The organism is Amycolatopsis sp. NPDC021455 (genome assembly GCF_040640995.1).
Lineage (GTDB): Bacteria > Actinomycetota > Actinomycetes > Mycobacteriales > Pseudonocardiaceae > Amycolatopsis.
Window position 1 is genome coordinate 45,528 of record NZ_JBFACT010000006.1, and the last position, 17,280, is coordinate 62,807.

Sequence of the window (17,280 nt, forward strand, 5' to 3'; positions counted from 1 at the left end):
ACAACGCATCGCCGCGCCCAAGATCGGACACGGCAATCGTCCGTGTGTTCGAACAGTAGTCGCTGGCTTCCCCACAGCGAATCGGTGGGAGCTGGTGGTGGCGTTCAACAATCCGAGTGTGCCGTGGTCCGAAGTGGAGCGGATCGCCTCCGGCCGTCCACCCGTTCCCGGCGACGGCAACGACGCCCCGGCCTGGTCGCGCAAGCGCGAAGGCTATGCCGGGGCACCGCTCGATCTGCGGAACCGGCGGCGGCGGGACGACGGCGGGGACCGGATCCGTGCTCCCTACGCCGAGCTGCACGTCCACTCCAACTTCAGCTTCCTCGACGGCGCCAGCCATCCCGAAGCCCTGGTCGAGGAGGCCGCGCGGCTGGAGCTCGACGCGCTCGTCCTCACCGACCACGACGGCCTGTACGGCGCCGTGCGGTTCAACGACGCCGCGCGCGAACTCGGGGTGCGCGTCGGGTTCGGGGCCGAGCTCTCCCTCGGCCTACCCGCCCCGCAGGCCGGCGAACCGGACCCGGAAGGGACGCACCTGCTGGTCATCGCCCGGCAGCAGACCGGGTACCACCGGCTGTGCCGCGTCATCTCGCGCGCCCAGCTCGCCGGCGGCGAGAAGGGCCGTCCGGTCTACGACGTCGAGGAGCTGGCCGGCGAGCTGGCCGGGCACGTCGTCGTGCTGACCGGCTGCCGCAAGGGCGCCGTCCGTCGGGCGCTCGCCGAACGCGGGCCCGCCGCCGCGCGCGCCGAGCTGGGCCGGCTCGTCGACCGGTTCGGGCGGTCGCACGTCGCCGTGGAACTGATCGACCACCGGCAGCCACGGGACGATGCCGTCAACGACCTGCTCTCCGAGCTGGCCAAGGAACTGCGGGTGCCGACGGTCGTGTCCGGCAACGTGCACTACGCGCGCCCGGAGGACGCCGTCGTGGCGGACATGGTCGCCGCCGTCCGGGCGCGGCGGTCGGCCGAGGACCTCGAAGGGTGGCGGCCGCCGTCGGGGCAGGCGTTCCTGCGGTCCGGGATGGAACAGCGGCGCCGGTTCGAGCGCCGCTACCCGGGCGCGGTCGGCCGCGCCGCCGTGCTCGGCGTCGAGGTGGCGTTCGACCTGCGGCTCGTCGCCCCCGACCTGCCGCCGTTCCCCGTTCCCGCCGGGCACGACGAGATGTCGTTCCTGACCGAGCTGACCTGGCGCGGCGCGGCGAAGCGCTATGGGACGCGTGAAGACGACCCGAAGGCGTACGCGCAGCTGGAGCACGAGCTGAAAGTGATCGAGAAGCTCGATTTCCCGGGTTACTTCCTGGTGGTGTGGGACATCGTCCGGTTCTGCAAGGAGGCGGACATCCTCTGCCAGGGCCGGGGATCCGCGGCGAACTCGGCGGTCTGCTACGCCCTGGAGATCTGCCACGCCGACCCGGTGAAGTGGAACCTGCTGTTCGAGCGGTTCCTCGCGCCGGAGCGGGACGGGCCGCCGGACATCGACATCGACATCGAGTCCGGCCGGCGCGAGGAAGCCATCCAGTACGTCTACGAAAAACACGGCCGGTTCCACGCCGCCCAGGTCGCCAATGTCATCACCTACCGGGCACCCTCGGCCATCCGCGACGCCGCCAAGGCGCTCGGCCACAGCCCCGGGCAGCAGGACGCCTACGGCAAGCTCGTCGACCGGTGGGGCGGGGTCGCCGCCACGAAACAGCAGGCCGCCGGGGCGATCCCGGACGACGTCCTCGAGCTGGCGGCGCGGATCGAGGACTTCCCGCGCCACCTCGGCATCCACTCCGGCGGCATGGTGATCTCGAAGCAGCCGGTGTCCGAAGTGGTCCCGGTGGAATGGGCCACCATGGCCGGCCGCAGCGTGCTGCAGTGGGACAAGGACGACTGCGCCACCGTCGGCCTGGTCAAGTTCGACCTGCTCGGCCTCGGCATGCTTTCGGCGCTGCACCACATGATCGACCTCGTCGCCGAACACCACGGGTCCACTGTGGACATCGGGAGGCTGGACCTCGCCGACCCGGCGGTCTACGACATGCTCTGCGAAGCCGACGCGGTGGGCGTGTTCCAGGTGGAGTCCCGCGCCCAGCTGGCCACGCTCCCGAGACTGCGGCCGCGGGAGTTCTACGACCTCGTCGTCGAAGTGGCGCTGATCCGGCCCGGCCCGATCCAGGGCGGCTCGGTGCACCCCTACATCCGGCGCCGCCGCGGTGACGAGAACTGGGAACACGCGCATCCGCTGCTGGCGGCCAGTCTGGACCGGACGCTCGGGGTGCCGTTGTTCCAGGAGCAGGTGATGCAGATGGCCGTCGACGTCGCGAGCTTCACCCCGGCCGAGGCCGACCGGCTGCGCCGGGCCATGGGCGCGAAACGCTCGAGCGCGAAGATGAAGGCGCTGATGGCGCGGTTCTTCGCCGGCTGCGAGGCGAACGGGATCGGCCGCGAACTCGCCACCCGGATCTTCGAGCAGATCCACGCCTTTTCCGGTTACGGCTTCCCGGAAGCGCACTCGATGTCCTTCGCGCTGCTGGTCTACGCGTCGGCGTGGTTCAAGCGCTACTACCCGGCGGCGTTCTGCGCCGGGTTGCTGCGCGCCCAGCCGATGGGCTTCTACAGTCCGCAGTCCCTGGTCGCCGACGCCCGCCGGCACGGCGTCCACGTCCTCGAGCCCGGCATCAACACCAGCCTCGCCGACGCCACGCTCGAACCCGACCCGGAAAGCACCGGCGGCGTCGCGCTCAGGCTGGGTCTCGCCGCGGTTCGCCACCTCGGTGAAGACATCGCCAAGGAGATCGTCGCCGAACGCGACGCGAACGGCCCGTACACGAGCATCGGCGACCTCACCCGCCGGGTGCGGCTGAAGAAGAACGCCGTCGAGGCCCTCGCGACGGCCGGCGCGTTCGGCGGGTTCGGTGGCGATCGGCGCCAGGACCTCTGGGCCGCCGGAGCCGCGGCGGCCACCCGGCCCGGGCACCTGCCGGGCCTGGCGCCGGGGCTCGACGCGCCCGCGCTGCCCGGGATGACCCGGCTGGAGGTCACCGCCGCGGACCTGTGGGCCACCGGTGTCTCGCCGGACAGCCACCCGGTGGAGTACCTGCGCGAAATCCTCGAAGAACGCGGCGCGATCACCACCGCCGAACTCGCGCGGGTGCCGGACGGGACGCGGGTGTGGGTCGGCGGCGCGGTCACCCACCGGCAGCGGCCCGCGACCGCCGGCGGGATCACCTTCCTCAACCTCGAGGACGAGACCGGCATGGCCAACGTCCTCGTCTCGCCGGGGCTCTGGCAGCGGCAGCGGCTCGTCGCCCGCACCAGCGCCGCCCTGCTCGTCCGCGGGCAGGTCCAGGCGGCCGAAGGCGTCGTCACACTCGTCGCCGACCGCATCGAAAACCTCGATCTCACGGTGCGGACGGGGCCTTCGCGCGACTTCCGTTGACTTCGGACCGCCTCGGTGGTTCTCTCGCTGAGAGCGCTCCCAGTCATCCGTTCGTGCCCGACGAGTGAGGATGGACTTTTCATGACAGCTCGACGTCTGCGCTGGGCAGCGTGGCCGGTGATCGCCGTGCTCGCCGCGGCGGTACCGGCAGCAGGTACCGCCGGGGCGGCGACCGCGCCCACGGCGACGGTCACCGTCAACGCCAAAGCGGGGCTGGCCACCATGCCGGACACCGGGATCGGCATCAACCACGCGGTGTGGGACAGCCAGCTGGGCACCGACCAGGTGGCCGACCTGTTCGGCGCGGCCGGTGTCCGCACCATGCGGTACCCCGGCGGTTCCTACGGCGACATCTACCACTGGAAGGACAACACCGCGCCCGGCGGGTACGTGGCGCCGAACACCGATTTCGACACTTTCATGGGCGGGGTGCGCAGAGCCGGCGCCCAGCCGATCATCATCGCCAACTACGGCACCGGCACGCCGGAGGAAGCCGCGGACTGGGTGCGGTACGCCAACGTGACCAAGGGCTACGGCGTCAAGTACTGGGAAATCGGCAACGAGCTCTACGGGAACGGGCACTACGGCGCGAACTGGGAAGCCGACAACCACGCGGACAAGAGCCCGACGGCCTACGCCAACGGCGTCGTCGCCTACGCCGACGCGATGAAGGCGGTCGATCCGGGCGCCAAGATCGGCGCCGTGCTGACGACCCCGGGGAACTGGCCGGACGGCATCGTCGGCTCCGGCGACACGGCGACGTGGAACCAGACCGTGCTGTCGATCGCGGGCCCGCACATCGACTTCGTCATCCTGCACTGGTACCCGAGCGGCTCGACGGCGGCGGAGGCACTCACCAAACCGGAGCAGATCAACGACATCATGTTCGCGGCACGCGAGCAGATCACCCGGTACGCGGGCGCGAACTCCGGCCGGATCGGCGTCGCGATGACCGAAACGAACACGCCGATCGGCATGGACACCCAGCCCGGCGCCCTGTTCGCCGCCGACACCTACAGCTCGCTGCTGGAGAACGGCGTGTTCACCATCGACTGGTGGGACACGCACAACGGCGGGACGAAACTGTCCACTGTGGCCGGTTATCCGGACTACGGCGACTCCGGTCTTCTTTCGAGTGCCACGTGCCTGGACGGCGGCGTCTGCGAGCCCGCGCTCAACACGCCGTTCGCGCCGTACTACGGCCTGAAGATGCTGAGCACGTTCGCGCGGCCCGGAGACCAGTTCGTCCGCGCCGGCGCGGACGACCCGCTCGTCGGCGCGCACGCCGTCCGCCGGGCGAACGGCGACCTCGCCGTGCTGCTGCTCAACAAGGACCCGGACCAGCCCCGGGCGGTGACTCTGGACTTCGCGGGCTACACGCCGTCGGCGGCCGCGCCGCAGGTGTTCACCTTCACCAACGGCGCGACGTCGATCGGCAGCGCCACGACCGGGACGAGCACGTCCCAGACCCTGCCGCCGTACTCGCTGACGACCCTGGTGCTGCACCCGGCTTCCGCCGCGTCCGCCGGACCCGGGACGCCCGGGCAGCCCAGCGCGACGGCGACCGACCGGACCGCGACGATCACCTGGGCGCCGGCCGCGCCCGGCGCGCACCCGATCGCGAAGTACGAGGTGTACCGGCAGGTGGGCGCGGTGAGTGAACAGTGGGGCGAGACCCCCGGCACGTCACTCGACGTCGGCAACCTCGTCCCGGGCAGCCGGTACACGGTCAACGTGCTGGCGCGGGACACCGCCGGGAACGTGTCGTGGGCATCGCCGCCGCTGACGTTCACCACCGGCGCGCCGGCGTCGAGCAGCTGCACGGTCCGGATGACCGACGTGACCGACTGGGCGAGCGGTTTCGTCGGCGGCATCCACGTCACCGCCACGGGTGTCGTGGGGGACTGGACGCTGACGTTCACCTGGCCGACCGCGCGGCAGAAGCTCACCGGCGGCTGGAACGGCACCTGGGCCCAGAACGGGACGACGGTGACGGTGTCGTCGCCGGCCGCACTCGCGTCCGGCGTGGACGTCGGGTTCACCGCCGACTACGGCGGGCCGAACATCCTGCCGACGGCGTTCAGCCTCAACGGCGTCGTCTGCTCGGCCGGCTGACGTTCGCCGCCTTCCTCCTCACCGGTCTCAACGGCTTCATCGGCGGAAGAGGCCGGTGAGGAGGAAGGGGACACCGAAGAGGCCGTCGGCCGGGGTGCCGTTCATGGCGCGGAGTTCGACCTCGGTGTAGCCGCCGAACAGGCGGCGCAGGTCGCCGGGTTCGTAGGCGAGGCCGCCGTGGAGGCTGCCGTCCCGGTAGAGCTGCGCGTCGGGGACTTCGACGCCCGAGTTGGGGTCGCCGGTGCCCGCGGCGAAGCAGGTGAGGCCGAAATGGCCGCCGGGGGCGAGCCGGCGGTCGAGGAGGGCCAGGTAGCTGATCCGCCGGTGCGGGGCGAGGTGGTGCAGGCAGCCGGAGTCGTAGACGAGGTCGTAGGTTTCGTGCGGCAGGTCCGCGGCGAAGATGTCCGCGCGGTGGAAGCGGACGCCGGGGGTGTCGCCCGCGCGTTCCCGCGCCCAGGCGATGGCGGCCGGCGAGAGGTCGACGGCGTCGACTTCGTAGCCCGCGGCCACGAGCCGGAGGGCGTTGCGGCCCGGGCCGCAGCCCAGCTCCAGGGCGCGGCCGCCGCGGAGGGGGCCGTCGCGGAGCCAGCCGTCGAGGTTTTCGTCGGGGAGGTCGGTGAAGAACGGGACGGGCCGGTCGCGGTCGGCGTAGAAGCGGTCCCAGCGGTCCGGGGCCGGGCGGTCGTCGAACAGGCCGTCCAGCAGGCAGAGCAGGTCGTCGACGGACCGGACTTCCCGGTTCACCGGCCGCTCTCGACGTGCTCGCGCACGGCCCGCAGCTCCTCGCCGACCACCGCCATCTGTGCGTCCACCGCCGCGGGTTCGGTGCCCTCGGGGAAGAACAGGCTGAAGATCAGCTCGGCGCCCGTCAGGTTCGGTACCGCGCGGGTGAACAGGCCCAGGTTCGGGGCGTCGGCGCTGACGAAGTCGACCACGCCGTGCGCCGCCGCGACCCGGACGGCGACCCGCCGTGGCCCGTCGCCGGTGCCGACGCGCCAGATGTCGTCGCGTTCGTGGTCCACGGAGGTGGCGAAACCCGGCGCCCATTCGGGCAGGTGCCGGGCATCCGCCAGGTATTCGACGACCCGCTCCGGCGGGGCGGCGACGGAAAGGGTGCGCGTCTCGGCACGGCCGGGCTGGAATGATGTCATGAGAGGAACGATACGCACATGCGTACGATAAGTCCAAGCGTAAAATCCCGCCGGTGAACGAGGACGACGATCTCGGGGCCCTCTGCGCCGGGGCGGGGCGCAGCCTGGCCGAGGCCGAACGGCCGGTGCTGGACCGCCACGGCCTCTCGATGTGGCAGTACGTCGTGCTGTCGGCGCTGGCCCGCGGGGCGGCGCCCAGCCAGCTGGTGCTGGCCCAGCAGATCCACTACGACAAGACCCGCCTGATCGCCCTGCTCGACGGCCTGGAAGCGGCGGGACTGGTGGGCCGCGAAGCCGACCCGGGCGACCGCCGCGCGCGCGTCGTACGGCTGACGCCCGAGGGCGCCCGGCGGCACGCGGCGGTCCGGGACGAGATCCGCGAGGTGGAGGACCGCAAGCTCGCCGGCCTCACGCCGGAGACGCGGCGGCTGCTGCGGTCGGCCCTGGCTCACTTGGCGGGTGCGGACTGACGGTGGTCCAGATGCGCCCCAATGTGGCGTTGGGTGCGTTGGACGCACCGAACGCCACATTGGGTGCGTCAGACGCACCCAACGCCACATTGGGGGCGCTCGTCCCGGACGCCGGACAAGTTGCGCCGCACGGAACTAGGCGCGGCGGATCAGTTCCTCCGCCACCCACCGCGCCACCCCGTCGGGGTACGGGTTCGCCAGCCCGAGCACGATGTGCCCGAACCCCGCGTCGGCCGCCTCGGCGATCTTGCCCCGCGTCGCCTCCGGGCGCTCGTACTCCACCGGCAGGAAGATCGACCGGGTGATCTCCGCCGGGTCGCGGCCGATCTCCTCGCAGTACTTGTCCAGCAGCCTGCTCCGGCCGGCCAAATCCTCGATGTCGCCGCCGCCCGGGATGTTCCACAGGTCCGCGTGCTCCGCCACCACCCGCAGGGTCGCGCTCGCCCGGCCGCCGATCATGATCGGCGGGTGCGGGCGCTGTACCGGCTTCGGGTTGCCGAACGCCCCCTGCAAACGCACGTGTTCACCCTCGAAGTCGAACGGGGCCTCGGCTGTCCACAAGCGACGGATGACCGTGCACGCTTCGGCCAGCGCCGCCACCGCGTCGGCCTGGCCGTGGTACGGCAGGCCGTGGGCGTCGTACTCCCGCCGCGCCAAGGGGTGGCTCGGGCGGGAACCGGCGCCGATGCCGAAGTCGAGCCGTCCGCCGGAGACGATGTCGACCGTCGTGGCGATCTTCGCCAGCACCGCCGGTGGCCGGAAGCGGTTGCTGGTGACCAAAAGGCCGATGCGCATCCTCGACGTCTGCGCCGCCAGCGCCGAAAGCAGCGTCCAGCCCTCGAAGATCGGGCCGTCCGGGTCGCCGCCGATCGGCATCAGGTGGTCGAACAGCCATGCGTGCTCGATCTCCGGCACCGTGTCGGCTTCCCGCCAGACGCGCAGGAGCTCGTCGTAGCCGACCTGCATGGGGGCGGTCAGGATACCGAAACTGGGGGTCATCAACGCCTCCGGAGGGACGGGTCGAGCAGGGCGGGCGGGGTGTCGAACTTCTCGTCCGGGGCCAGGTCGGTGCCGGGGGCGACGACGGCGTCGATCTCGTCGAGCACGTCGGCGGGCAGCACGGTGTCGGCGGCTTCGAGCTGTGAGCGCAGGTGGTCCAGGGTGCGCGGGCCGATGAGCGCGCTCGTCACGCCGGGGTGGGCGGTGACGAAGCCGAGGGCGAGCTGGATCAGGGTGAGGCCGGCGCCGTCGGCGATCTTGGCCAGCTTCTCGACGGCGTCGAGCCGGGCGCGGTTGGCGGGGACGTCGAGGTCGAAGCGCTGCGGCACGACCGTCGCGCGGTTGGTGGTGATCTCCCGGCCCGCGCGGACCGCGCCCGACAGCCAGCCCGAAGCCAGCGGGCTCCAGGCCAGCACGCCCATGCCGTACTCCTCGGTCACCGGCAGCACGTGGGTTTCGATGCCGCGCTGCAGGATCGAATAGCTCGGCTGTTCGGTGACGTACCGGCCGAGGTGGTGCTCGCGGGCGGCCCACTGCGCCTGGACGATGCGGTACGCGGGGAACGTCGAGGATCCGAAGTAGCGGATCTTGCCCGCGCGCCGCAGGTCGGTCAGCGCGGAAAGCGCTTCCTCGTCGCTCGTCGTGGGGTCCCAGCGGTGGATCTGGTAGAGGTCGACGTGGTCGACGTCGAGGCGCCGCAGGCTGTCCTCGAGCGCGCGGACCAGCCAGCGGCGCGAGTTGCCGCGGTGGTTGCGCTCTTCGCCCATGGGCAAGCTCGCCTTCGTGGCCAGCACGATGTCGTCGCGGCGGCCGGCGATCGCCTTGCCGACGATCACCTCCGACTCGCCCTCGCTGTACCTGTCGGCGGTGTCGATCAGGTTGATCCCGCCTTCGAGCGCGGCGTCGACGATGGCGGTGGCCTCGTCCTGCGTCGTGGTCCCGATGGCGCCGAAGTTCATCGCGCCGAGCGCGAGGGTGCTGACTTGGACGCCGGTGCGGCCCAAGGTGCGGTACTGCATGGGGAGTGCCTCCGTGGCAAGATGAGCAAACGGAACGTTGCTCCGGTAACGATACGGAACATTGTTCCGCTTAGCAAGGGAGGGGTCCGTGAACGAGCGCAAGCCCAAGCGGGCGGATGCCCGGCGCAACGAAAAGACGTTGCTGGACGCGGCCGCCGCGGTCTTCGTCGCGTCCGGGGTGGACGCGCCGGTGCGCGACATCGCGGCGAAGGCCGGCGTCGGCGTGGGCACGATCTACCGGCACTTCCCGACCCGGGCGGACCTGATCATCGCCGTCTTCCGGCACCAGGTGGAGGCCTGCGCGGAAGCGGGACCGGCCCTGCTGGCGTCGAACGAATCGCCGTTCGCGGCGCTGGAACAGTGGGTCGACCGCTACGTCGACTTCATGGTGACCAAGCACGGGCTCGCCGGTGTCCTGCAGTCCGACAACGCCGGCGCCCACGCGCTGCACGCGTACTTCGTGGACAGGCTCGTTCCGGCGTGCGCCGCGCTGCTCGACGCCGCCGCCGCGGCCGGCGAGATCCGGGCCGAGGTGCGGCCGCTCGAACTGATGCGGGGCATCGGCAACCTCTGCGTCGGCGCCGACAGCGATCCGCAGTACGACGCCCGCCGGATGGTGCGCCTCCTCGTCTCGGGGCTGAAGTGCGAGACCATGGGGGAATGACGGCGTGGCGGGAGTTCGAAGCGGCGGAACCGGAGTTCGCGCGGCGGGTCCGGGCGTTGTTCGACGCGCACAAGCACAAGACCATCGCGACCCTGCGGGCCGACGGGTCGCCGCGGATCTCCGGCATCGAGACGGTCTTCGAGGACGGCGAGCTGGCCTTCGGGTCGATGCCGAACGCCCGCAAGGGCGCCGACCTGCGGCGCGACCCGCGGTGCGCGCTGCACAGCGCGACGGTCGACCCGGTCGAAGGCGCGGAGGCGCAGTGGCCGGGGGAGGCGAAGATCGCGGGCCGGGCGCTGAGCGAAGACGGCGAGCGGTTCCGGGTGGACGTCGCCGAGGTCGTGCACACCCACCTGAACGCCGCGGCGACGCTGCTGGTCGTCGAGTGGTGGACGCCATCGGACGGTCTGCGCAAGGTGGAACGCGAGTAGCCCGGGCGTCCTGAACGACTCGTTCAGGACGTCAGATGTCCTGAACGAGTCGTTCATGGCATCGGCTTGAGCCAAGATTAAGTCAACTGCTTGACTTAATCTTGCTTCGTGGCCATGCTCGGGGACAGCGGACATTCACCAACGAGGAGCCCGAGATGACGCCGAGCCACACCGAAGAGCTGCCGCGGTTTCCGTTCGAGGCCGACACCGCGCTGGAGCCGCCTGCCGAGTGGGCGGAGTTCCGGGAGAAGTGCCCGGTCGCGCGCGTCGCGCTGGCCAGCGGCGACGAAGCGGCGCTGATCACCCGCTACGACGACGTCAAGACGGTCCTCTCCGACCCGCGGTTCACCCGGCCGACCCCGGCGGACAACGCCGCGCGCGTCGCGGACACCGAGTCGGGCGGGGTGTTCAACAGCGAGATGGCGACCGTGCTCCCGCAGCACGGCGAGGCCCACCTCACCTGGCGCCGCACGATCGGCAAGTGGTTCACCGCCAAGCGGATGAACGCGCTGCGACCGGGCATGGCGGCGATGGCCGAGCAGCTCATCGACGAGATGGTCGCCAAGGGCGCGCCCGGCGACCTCAAGGCCGGCCTCGCCTTCCCGCTGCCGGTGTGGGTCATCTGCGACATGCTCGGTGTGCCGGACGCCGACCGGGACCGGTTCGCCCACTGGTCCGACGTCATGCTCAGCATGACCCGCTACACCCAGGCCGAGTTCGACGCGGCGCAGGCGGAGTTCGGCCGGTACATGGGCGCGCACATCGCGGCCAAGCGCGCCGAGCCCGGTGACGACATCCTCAGCGCGCTGATCGCCGAGGGCGTCGACTGGTCCGACGCGACGCTCGTCGCCACCGGCATCGGCCTGCTCATCGCCGGGCACGAGACCACGGCCAACATGATCGCCAAGATGACGGCGATGCTGCTGGCGGACCGCAGCCGGTGGGAGCGGCTGCTCGCCGACCCGTCGCTGGTGCGCACGGCGGTCGAGGAAGCCTTGCGGGTCGACGCCAACGCGGGCGTGGGCATGCAGCGCTACATCACCGAGGACTTCGAGGTCGGCGGCACCGTGCTGCCGGCCGGGACCACCGCGATGTGCAGCATGGCCGCGGCCAACCGCGACGAGAGCGCCTTCGAGAACGCCGCCGCGATGGACCTGACCCGCAGCCCGAACCCGCACCTGGCCTTCGGCTCCGGCGCGCACGCCTGCCTCGGGCAGCCGCTGGCCCGCACCGAGCTGCAGGTGGTCCTGGAGGTGCTGCTGCGCAAGCTGCCGGCGCTCGAGCTCGCCGTTCCGGCGGACGAGCTCCGCCGCGTCGAAGGTCTCGCCGTCGGCGGCCTGCGGGAACTGCCCGTCCGCTGGTGACCGATCGTGCGCAGGCGACCCGGGAGCGGATCCTCGCGGTGGCGGAGCGGCTCTACGCCGAACACGGCGTGCTCGCCGTCTCGAACCGGCAGATCGGCGAAGCGGCCGGGCAGGGCAACAACAACGCCGTCGGCTACCACTTCGGCACCCGGACCGACCTGGTGCGGGCGATCGTCCGCGAGCACGCCGGGCCGATCGAACGGCTGCGCCGCCGCCGGCTGGACGGCGTCGGCGGCGACGCGCCGCTGCGGGACTGGGTGGGCTGCCTGGTTCACCCGACCAGCGAGCACCTGGCCGGGCTGGGCAGGCCCACCTGGTTCGCCCGGTTCGCCGCCCAGGTGATGACCGAGCCGTCCCTGCGCGCGGTCATCGCCGAGGAGACGCTGACGTCCCCGTCGCTGGCGCGGACCCTCGACGGGCTTTACCGGTGCCTGCCCGGGCTGCCCGCCGAAGTCCGCGCCGAACGCGACGACATCACCCGCCTGCTGCTGATGCACACGATGGCCGAGCGGGAACGCGCCATCGCCGAAGGCGCGGGCACCGCCGGCTGGCGCGGCACCGCCACGGGCCTCACCGACGTACTGGTCGGGATGTGGCTCGCGCCCGTCACGAAGTAACCAACGAAAGGAACAGCCATGAAGGTCACGGTGGACGAAGGCAAGTGCTGCGGCGCCGGCACCTGCGTCATGCTCGCGCCGGACGTGTTCGACCAGCGCGACGACGACGGCATCGTCATCCTGCTCGACGAGCACCCCGGCGCGGAGCTGCACGGGGTCGTCCGGGAAGCGGCGAGCGTGTGCCCGGGCGTCGCGATCTCGGTGAGCGAGGACGCGTGACCCCACCGGACGGCGTGCTGGTCGTGGGCGCCTCGGCCGCCGGGCTCGCGACCGTGGAAGCCTTGCGCCGCAAGGGGTACGCGGGCCGCGTGACCGTGCTGGGCGCCGAGGCGCACCTGCCCTACGACCGGCCGCCGCTGTCCAAGCAGATCCTCGGCGGCGACTGGGTGCCCGAGCAGGCACGGTTGCGCCCGCCGGAAGCGCTGTCCGCGCTGGACGCCGAGTTCGTGCTCGGTGACCCGGCGGTCCGGCTGGACGCCCGCACGCGGACGGTCCACACGGCGGCCGGGCGCACCCTGGCGGCGGAGGCGGTCGTCCTCGCCACCGGGCTGCGGCCGCGGACTCTGCCCGGGCAGGACGGCCTCGCCGGCGTCCACGTGCTGCGCACCCTCGACGACGCGCTGGCCCTGCGCGCGGACCTCACGCCGGGCAAGCGGGTGGTGGTCGTCGGGGACGGCGTGCTCGGCGCCGAAATCGCGGCGACCGTGTGCGGGATGGGCGTTCCGGTCACCCTGGCCGGCCCGCAGCCCGCGCCGCTGGCCTACCAGTTCGGTCCCCTCGCCGCGGGCCTGCTCGCGGAGCTGCACGCCGCTCGCGGTGTCGAACTGCGGCTCGGTGCCGCGGTCACCGGCCTGGCCGCCGGAGACGGCCGGATCGCCGGGGTACGGCTGGAGTCGGGCGAAGTGCTGTCCGCCGACGTCGTCGTGGTCGCCTTCGGCGCCGCGCCGGCGACCGAATGGCTGGCGGGCAGCGGGGTGCTGTGCGACAACGGCGTGGTGTGCGACTCCCGGTGCCGGGCGGCCGAGGGGATCTACGCGGCGGGCGACGTCGCCCGCTGGCACCACGAGGGCTTCGACGCGCTGCTGCGGCTGGAAAACCGGACCAACGCCACCGAACAGGCGGTCGCCGTCGCGGGGAACATCCTCGGCGAAGACCGCCCGTACACGCCGGTGCCGTACTTCTGGACCAATCAGTTCGACGCCCGCATCCACGTGCACGGAACGCTGTCCGCGGACGCGGAGGTGTCCATTGTGGAGGGAGAGCCGCGCGAAGGCCGGTTCGTCGCGCAGTACCGCCGGGGCGGCGAGGTCACCGGGGTGCTCGGCTGGAACATGCCCAAGCAGGCCCGGCTGCGCCGCCAGGACATCGCCGGTTCAGTCCTCGCGGGGAGGGTGTAAACCCGCCGTCCGTCGGTTGACGGCGGTCTCTCCGGGGCCGATCCTTGTTCGCGTTAACAGCGGCGGAAGGGCAGGCCATGGCCACGAAGAGAGCGCTTTCCCGGATCCTCGGCGTGCTGGTGGCCGCGGCGCTGCCGCTGCTGCCCGCTGCCCCGGCCGAGGCGGCCGTGTCCGTGGTCAAGCTCGCCGACACCCAGCTCGACGCGGAGGCGTTGTACTTCGTCTCCTACGACGGGCTGGTGAACAACGACTCCTTCCAGCAGAGTGGCATCTTCAGCTATGCCGGCTACCAGTACGCGGCCTGGTACACCGCGGACCGCAGTGCCGTGGTCGCCCGGCGAGCCGTGGGCGCCGGGGCGTGGCAGACCGTCGCGCTGCCGCACAAGCTGACCGTGGACGACTCGCACAACGTCATCTCGATGGGCGTCTCGCCGGATGACGGCCGGCTGCACGTGGCCATGGACACCCACGGCAACCAGGTCTACTACGTCGAGTCGGTGGCCGGGCTGCTGTCCGCGCCCGCTTCGCACGCCTGGACGTCGTCGGCGTTCGGGGCGGTGCAGCGCACGCTGAACGGCGTCGATCTCGGGTCGATCACCTACCCGCAGTTCGTCGTCACGCCGGAGCGCAAGCTGCAGCTCAGCTACCGGACCGGCGCGTCCGGCAACGGCACCAACGAGCTCGCGGAGTACAGCGGAGGCGCTTGGCGCAAGCTGGGGAAGTGGTCGTCGGCGACCGGCTCGTGGACGTCCGGCAACGGCGTCACCAGCACCACGCGCAACATGTACCTGCACGGCATCACCTACGGGCCGGGCGGGCGGCTGCACGCCGCGTTCACCTGGCGCGAAGGCAACTCCGGGGTGCTGTGCCATTCCGGCGGGCTGGCCAACCACGACACGGGCTACGTCTACAGCGACGACCGCGGCCGGACCTGGCGGAACAATGCCGGCGCGGTCGTCGCGACGACGGGCGGCACGCCGGTGGCCGTGTCCTCGCCCGGCACGGTCGTCGACCCGCTCGGCGTCGACCACGCGCTGATGAACCAGGAGAGCCAGGCCGTCGACTCCGCGGGGCAGCCGCACGTCGTGATCAGCTACGTGCCCGGCCGGTTCACCCAGTGCGTCACGAACTACTCCGCGCAGCGCGAGCAGTACGGCCGCACCTTCTTCCTCAGCCGGGCGGCCGACGGCGGCTGGACCAAGCGCGAGGTGCCGGTCGCGCCCGGGTCCACCCAGCGCACGAAGCTGGTCTTCGACCGCGGCGACAACGCCTACCTCGTGATGCCGTACGGCCGGATCGTCGCCGCCACCAAGGCGAGCGGCTGGACCGACTGGACGACCGTGTACACCCCGGCCCTGAACGCGTTCGGCGAGGTCGACGTCGACGACTCGAGGCTGGCCACCGACGGCGTCATTTCCGTGCTGTACCAGCAGACCTCGAGCGGGACGACGCCCTCGCCGATCCGCGTGGCCGACTTCCGCCTGGGCTGAGGCTCACTCGACCGTGACGGACTTGGCCAGGTTGCGCGGCTTGTCGATGTCGTAGCCCAGCGTCAGCGCGGCGTGGTAGGCCAGCAGCTGCAGCGGGATGGTCAGCAGGATCGGGTCGAGCTCCGGCTCGGTCCTGGGCACCACGATCCGCGGGACGCCGAGCTCGCCGAAGTCGACATCCTCGTGGGTCACCGCCAGGACCGCGCCGCCGCGGGCCTTGATCTGCTGGACGGCGGCCAGGTTGCGCTCGGTCAGCTCGTCCGACGGCACGACGGCGACCGTCGGGAGCTCCTCGTCGATCAGGGCGAGCGGGCCGTGCTTGAGCTCGGACGTCTGGTACGCCTCGGCGTGCCGGTAGGAGATCTCCTTGAACTTCTGCGCCCCTTCGCGGGCCACCGGGTAGCCGCGGACGCGCCCGACGAAGAACAGGCTCTTCGCGGCGGCGACGGCCTTCGCGTGCTCGGCGATCTCGGGCTCGAAGTCCAAAATGGACTTGATCTGCCCGGGCAGCGCGCGGACGGCGTCGATGATGCGCTGACCGTCCGCATTGGACAGATCGCGCACGCGGCCGAGGGACAGCGCGATCAGCGCGAAGCCGACCGCCATGTTGGTGAGCGCCTTGGTCGACGCGACCGCGATCTCCGGGCCGGCGTGCAGGTAGACGCCCCCTTCGCAGGCGCGGGCGATGGTCGAGCCGACGACGTTGACCAGGCCGACGACCCGGCCGCCCTTGCGCTTGATCTCCTCGACGGCGAAGGCGGTGTCGATCGTTTCGCCGGACTGGCTGACCGCGATGTAGAGCGTGTCGGCTTCGATGATCGGGTTGCGGTAGCGGAACTCCGACGCGGCTTCGGCGTCGGCCGGGATCCGGGCCAGCTCCTCGATCATCGTCGCGCCGATCTGGCCGACGTAGTAGGCGGACCCGCAGCCGAGGATCTTCACGCGGGCGAACCCGCGCAGCTCCCGGGGCGTCAGGTTGAGCCCGTCCAGGCGGGCGACGCCGAACCGGTCGTCCAGCCGGCCGCGGATCATCCGCTCGACGGATTCGGGCTGCTCCTGGATCTCCTTGGCCATGTAGTGCGGGTAGCCGCCGAGGTCGAGGTCTTCGGCGTCGATGTCGATCTCGGTGGCGGGCTTGGTGGTGTCGCTCTCGTCGACGGTGAAGGTGCGGTAGCCGGTGGCGAAGACCGTCGCGAACTCGCCGTCGTCGAGGTGCGCGACCTGCGAGGTGTGCCGGACGAGCGCGGCGAGGTCGCTGGCGACGAACATCTCCCGCTCGCCGACGCCGATGATCAGCGGCGAGCCGTTGCGCGCGATGACCAGGCGGTCCGGGTGGGCGGTGTCGGTCACGGCGATCGCGTAGGTGCCGGTGATCCGCGAGACGGCCTCGACGACGGCGTCTTCGAGGGTTTCGGCGGCCGAGCGGGCGATCAGGTGGGCGAGGACCTCGGTGTCGGTCTCGGAGGCGAGGGTGACACCGGCGTCGGCGAGCTGGGCGCGCAGGGTGTCGGCGTTGTCGATGATGCCGTTGTGGACGACGCAGATCCGGCCGTCCTCGGACGTGTGCGGGTGGGCGTTGGCCTCCGACGCGGGCCCGTGGGTGGCCCAGCGGGTGTGCCCGATGCCGACCTTGCCGGTGAGCCGCTTGGGCAGCGCGGCGGCGAGGTTGCGCACCCGGCCGACGACGCGGTGGACCTGGGCGGTGTTCTTGGCGCCGAGGACGGCGATGCCCGCCGAGTCGTAGCCGCGGTACTCCAGCCGCGTGAGGCCTTCCAGGAGGATGGGGGCGGCGTTCTGGCCGCCGATGTAGCCGACGATCCCGCACATGGGAGACCTCTTCCTAGCCGTAGACGATGCGGCGCAACTGCCGCTCGGAGAGGACGGGCGCGGCCACCAGCCGCCCGCGGAGCTCGGCGGCGATCAGGGGGAAGATCTCGGGGTTCTTCCGGCCCTGGGCCTGCAGCTCGGCGTGCCGGCGGCGCACGTAGTCCTCGGTGGGTACGCGGTAGAAGGCCAGGACGTCGTCGACGACGCGGGCGGCGATCCCCGGCGGCAGCCCGGTGGACGCGGCCACCCGCTCGACGATGTCGGTGTCCTCCACGCCGGACATCATGCCTCTTCGTTCGCCGAACCCCAAAT

The 17,280-nt window shown here is 71.7% G+C and carries 16 protein-coding genes; 10 read left to right on the plus strand and 6 right to left on the minus strand.

The window, feature by feature from the left end:
• The first annotated feature begins 97 nt into the window (after positions 1-97).
• Both AB0G28_RS11380 and AB0G28_RS11385 read left to right on the plus strand, forming a co-directional pair.
• Positions 98-3,424: an error-prone DNA polymerase gene (locus tag AB0G28_RS11380; protein WP_361086401.1), complete on the plus strand. Its 3,327-nt coding sequence runs from the start codon at positions 98-100 to the stop codon at positions 3,422-3,424.
• 81 nt (positions 3,425-3,505) lie between these two features.
• Positions 3,506-5,539 carry a cellulose binding domain-containing protein gene (locus AB0G28_RS11385; RefSeq protein WP_361086404.1) on the plus strand — a complete coding sequence of 678 codons (2,034 nt, stop codon included), beginning with the start codon at positions 3,506-3,508 and terminating at the stop codon, positions 5,537-5,539.
• A 36-nt stretch (positions 5,540-5,575) separates the two neighbouring features.
• On the opposite strand, the gene AB0G28_RS11390 is transcribed toward AB0G28_RS11385, so the two are convergent.
• Together AB0G28_RS11390 and AB0G28_RS11395 are read right to left on the minus strand one after the other, a co-directional pair.
• Complete coding sequence (locus AB0G28_RS11390; protein ID WP_361086407.1) at positions 5,576-6,283, minus strand: class I SAM-dependent methyltransferase; 708 nt, start codon at positions 6,281-6,283, stop codon at positions 5,576-5,578.
• On the minus strand, positions 6,280-6,690 hold the full coding sequence (locus AB0G28_RS11395; RefSeq protein ID WP_361086410.1) for an SRPBCC family protein: 411 nt from the start codon (positions 6,688-6,690) through the stop codon (positions 6,280-6,282). The genes AB0G28_RS11390 and AB0G28_RS11395 overlap by 4 nt, the downstream gene beginning before the upstream one ends.
• Positions 6,691-6,743: 53 nt before the next feature.
• On the opposite strand from AB0G28_RS11395, the gene AB0G28_RS11400 reads away from it, so the two are divergent.
• Positions 6,744-7,160: a MarR family transcriptional regulator gene (locus AB0G28_RS11400; protein ID WP_361086413.1), complete on the plus strand. Its 417-nt coding sequence runs from the start codon at positions 6,744-6,746 to the stop codon at positions 7,158-7,160.
• 135 nt (positions 7,161-7,295) lie between these two features.
• On the opposite strand, the gene AB0G28_RS11405 is transcribed toward AB0G28_RS11400, so the two are convergent.
• A complete protein-coding gene (locus tag AB0G28_RS11405) occupies positions 7,296-8,159 on the minus strand; it encodes an LLM class flavin-dependent oxidoreductase (RefSeq protein ID WP_361086416.1) in 864 nt (287 codons plus the stop codon).
• Positions 8,159-9,178 (minus strand): aldo/keto reductase, encoded by a 1,020-nt coding sequence (locus AB0G28_RS11410; protein WP_361086419.1) that lies wholly within the window; start codon positions 9,176-9,178, stop codon positions 8,159-8,161. The genes AB0G28_RS11405 and AB0G28_RS11410 overlap by 1 nt, the downstream gene beginning before the upstream one ends.
• Before the next feature lie 88 nt (positions 9,179-9,266).
• Here AB0G28_RS11410 and AB0G28_RS11415 point away from each other — a divergent pair, with 88 nt between their 5' ends.
• The 7 genes from AB0G28_RS11415 (at position 9,267) to AB0G28_RS11445 (ending at position 15,141) form a co-directional block, all read left to right on the plus strand.
• Positions 9,267-9,842: a TetR/AcrR family transcriptional regulator gene (locus AB0G28_RS11415; protein WP_361086422.1), complete on the plus strand. Its 576-nt coding sequence runs from the start codon at positions 9,267-9,269 to the stop codon at positions 9,840-9,842.
• The gene (locus AB0G28_RS11420) at positions 9,839-10,273 is read left to right on the plus strand and encodes a pyridoxamine 5'-phosphate oxidase family protein (protein ID WP_361086425.1); all 435 of its coding nucleotides are present in this window, start codon (positions 9,839-9,841) and stop codon (positions 10,271-10,273) included. The genes AB0G28_RS11415 and AB0G28_RS11420 overlap by 4 nt, the downstream gene beginning before the upstream one ends.
• Positions 10,274-10,428: 155 nt before the next feature.
• Positions 10,429-11,637 carry a cytochrome P450 gene (locus AB0G28_RS11425; protein WP_361086428.1) on the plus strand — a complete coding sequence of 403 codons (1,209 nt, stop codon included), beginning with the start codon at positions 10,429-10,431 and terminating at the stop codon, positions 11,635-11,637.
• Positions 11,634-12,254, plus strand: coding sequence for a TetR family transcriptional regulator (locus AB0G28_RS11430; protein ID WP_361086431.1), 621 nt, complete (start codon positions 11,634-11,636; stop codon positions 12,252-12,254). The genes AB0G28_RS11425 and AB0G28_RS11430 overlap by 4 nt, the downstream gene beginning before the upstream one ends.
• A gap of 18 nt (positions 12,255-12,272) precedes the next feature.
• Positions 12,273-12,473 carry a ferredoxin gene (locus AB0G28_RS11435; protein ID WP_361086434.1) on the plus strand — a complete coding sequence of 67 codons (201 nt, stop codon included), beginning with the start codon at positions 12,273-12,275 and terminating at the stop codon, positions 12,471-12,473.
• Positions 12,470-13,651: an FAD-dependent oxidoreductase gene (locus tag AB0G28_RS11440; RefSeq protein WP_361086437.1), complete on the plus strand. Its 1,182-nt coding sequence runs from the start codon at positions 12,470-12,472 to the stop codon at positions 13,649-13,651. Before AB0G28_RS11435 ends, AB0G28_RS11440 begins: the two co-directional genes overlap by 4 nt.
• 77 nt (positions 13,652-13,728) lie before the next feature.
• Positions 13,729-15,141, plus strand: coding sequence for a BNR repeat-containing protein (locus AB0G28_RS11445; protein WP_361086440.1), 1,413 nt, complete (start codon positions 13,729-13,731; stop codon positions 15,139-15,141).
• Between the two features lie 3 nt (positions 15,142-15,144).
• Here the strand turns inward: AB0G28_RS11445 and glmS are convergent, their stop codons facing one another.
• Together glmS and AB0G28_RS11455 are read right to left on the minus strand one after the other, a co-directional pair.
• The gene (gene glmS / locus AB0G28_RS11450) at positions 15,145-16,968 is read right to left on the minus strand and encodes a glutamine--fructose-6-phosphate transaminase (isomerizing) (RefSeq protein ID WP_361086443.1); all 1,824 of its coding nucleotides are present in this window, start codon (positions 16,966-16,968) and stop codon (positions 15,145-15,147) included.
• Positions 16,969-16,981: 13 nt separating this feature from the next.
• Positions 16,982-17,254, minus strand: a complete 273-nt coding sequence (locus AB0G28_RS11455; protein ID WP_361086446.1) for a hypothetical protein — start codon at positions 17,252-17,254, stop codon at positions 16,982-16,984.
• Between the last annotated feature and the right edge of the window lie 26 nt (positions 17,255-17,280).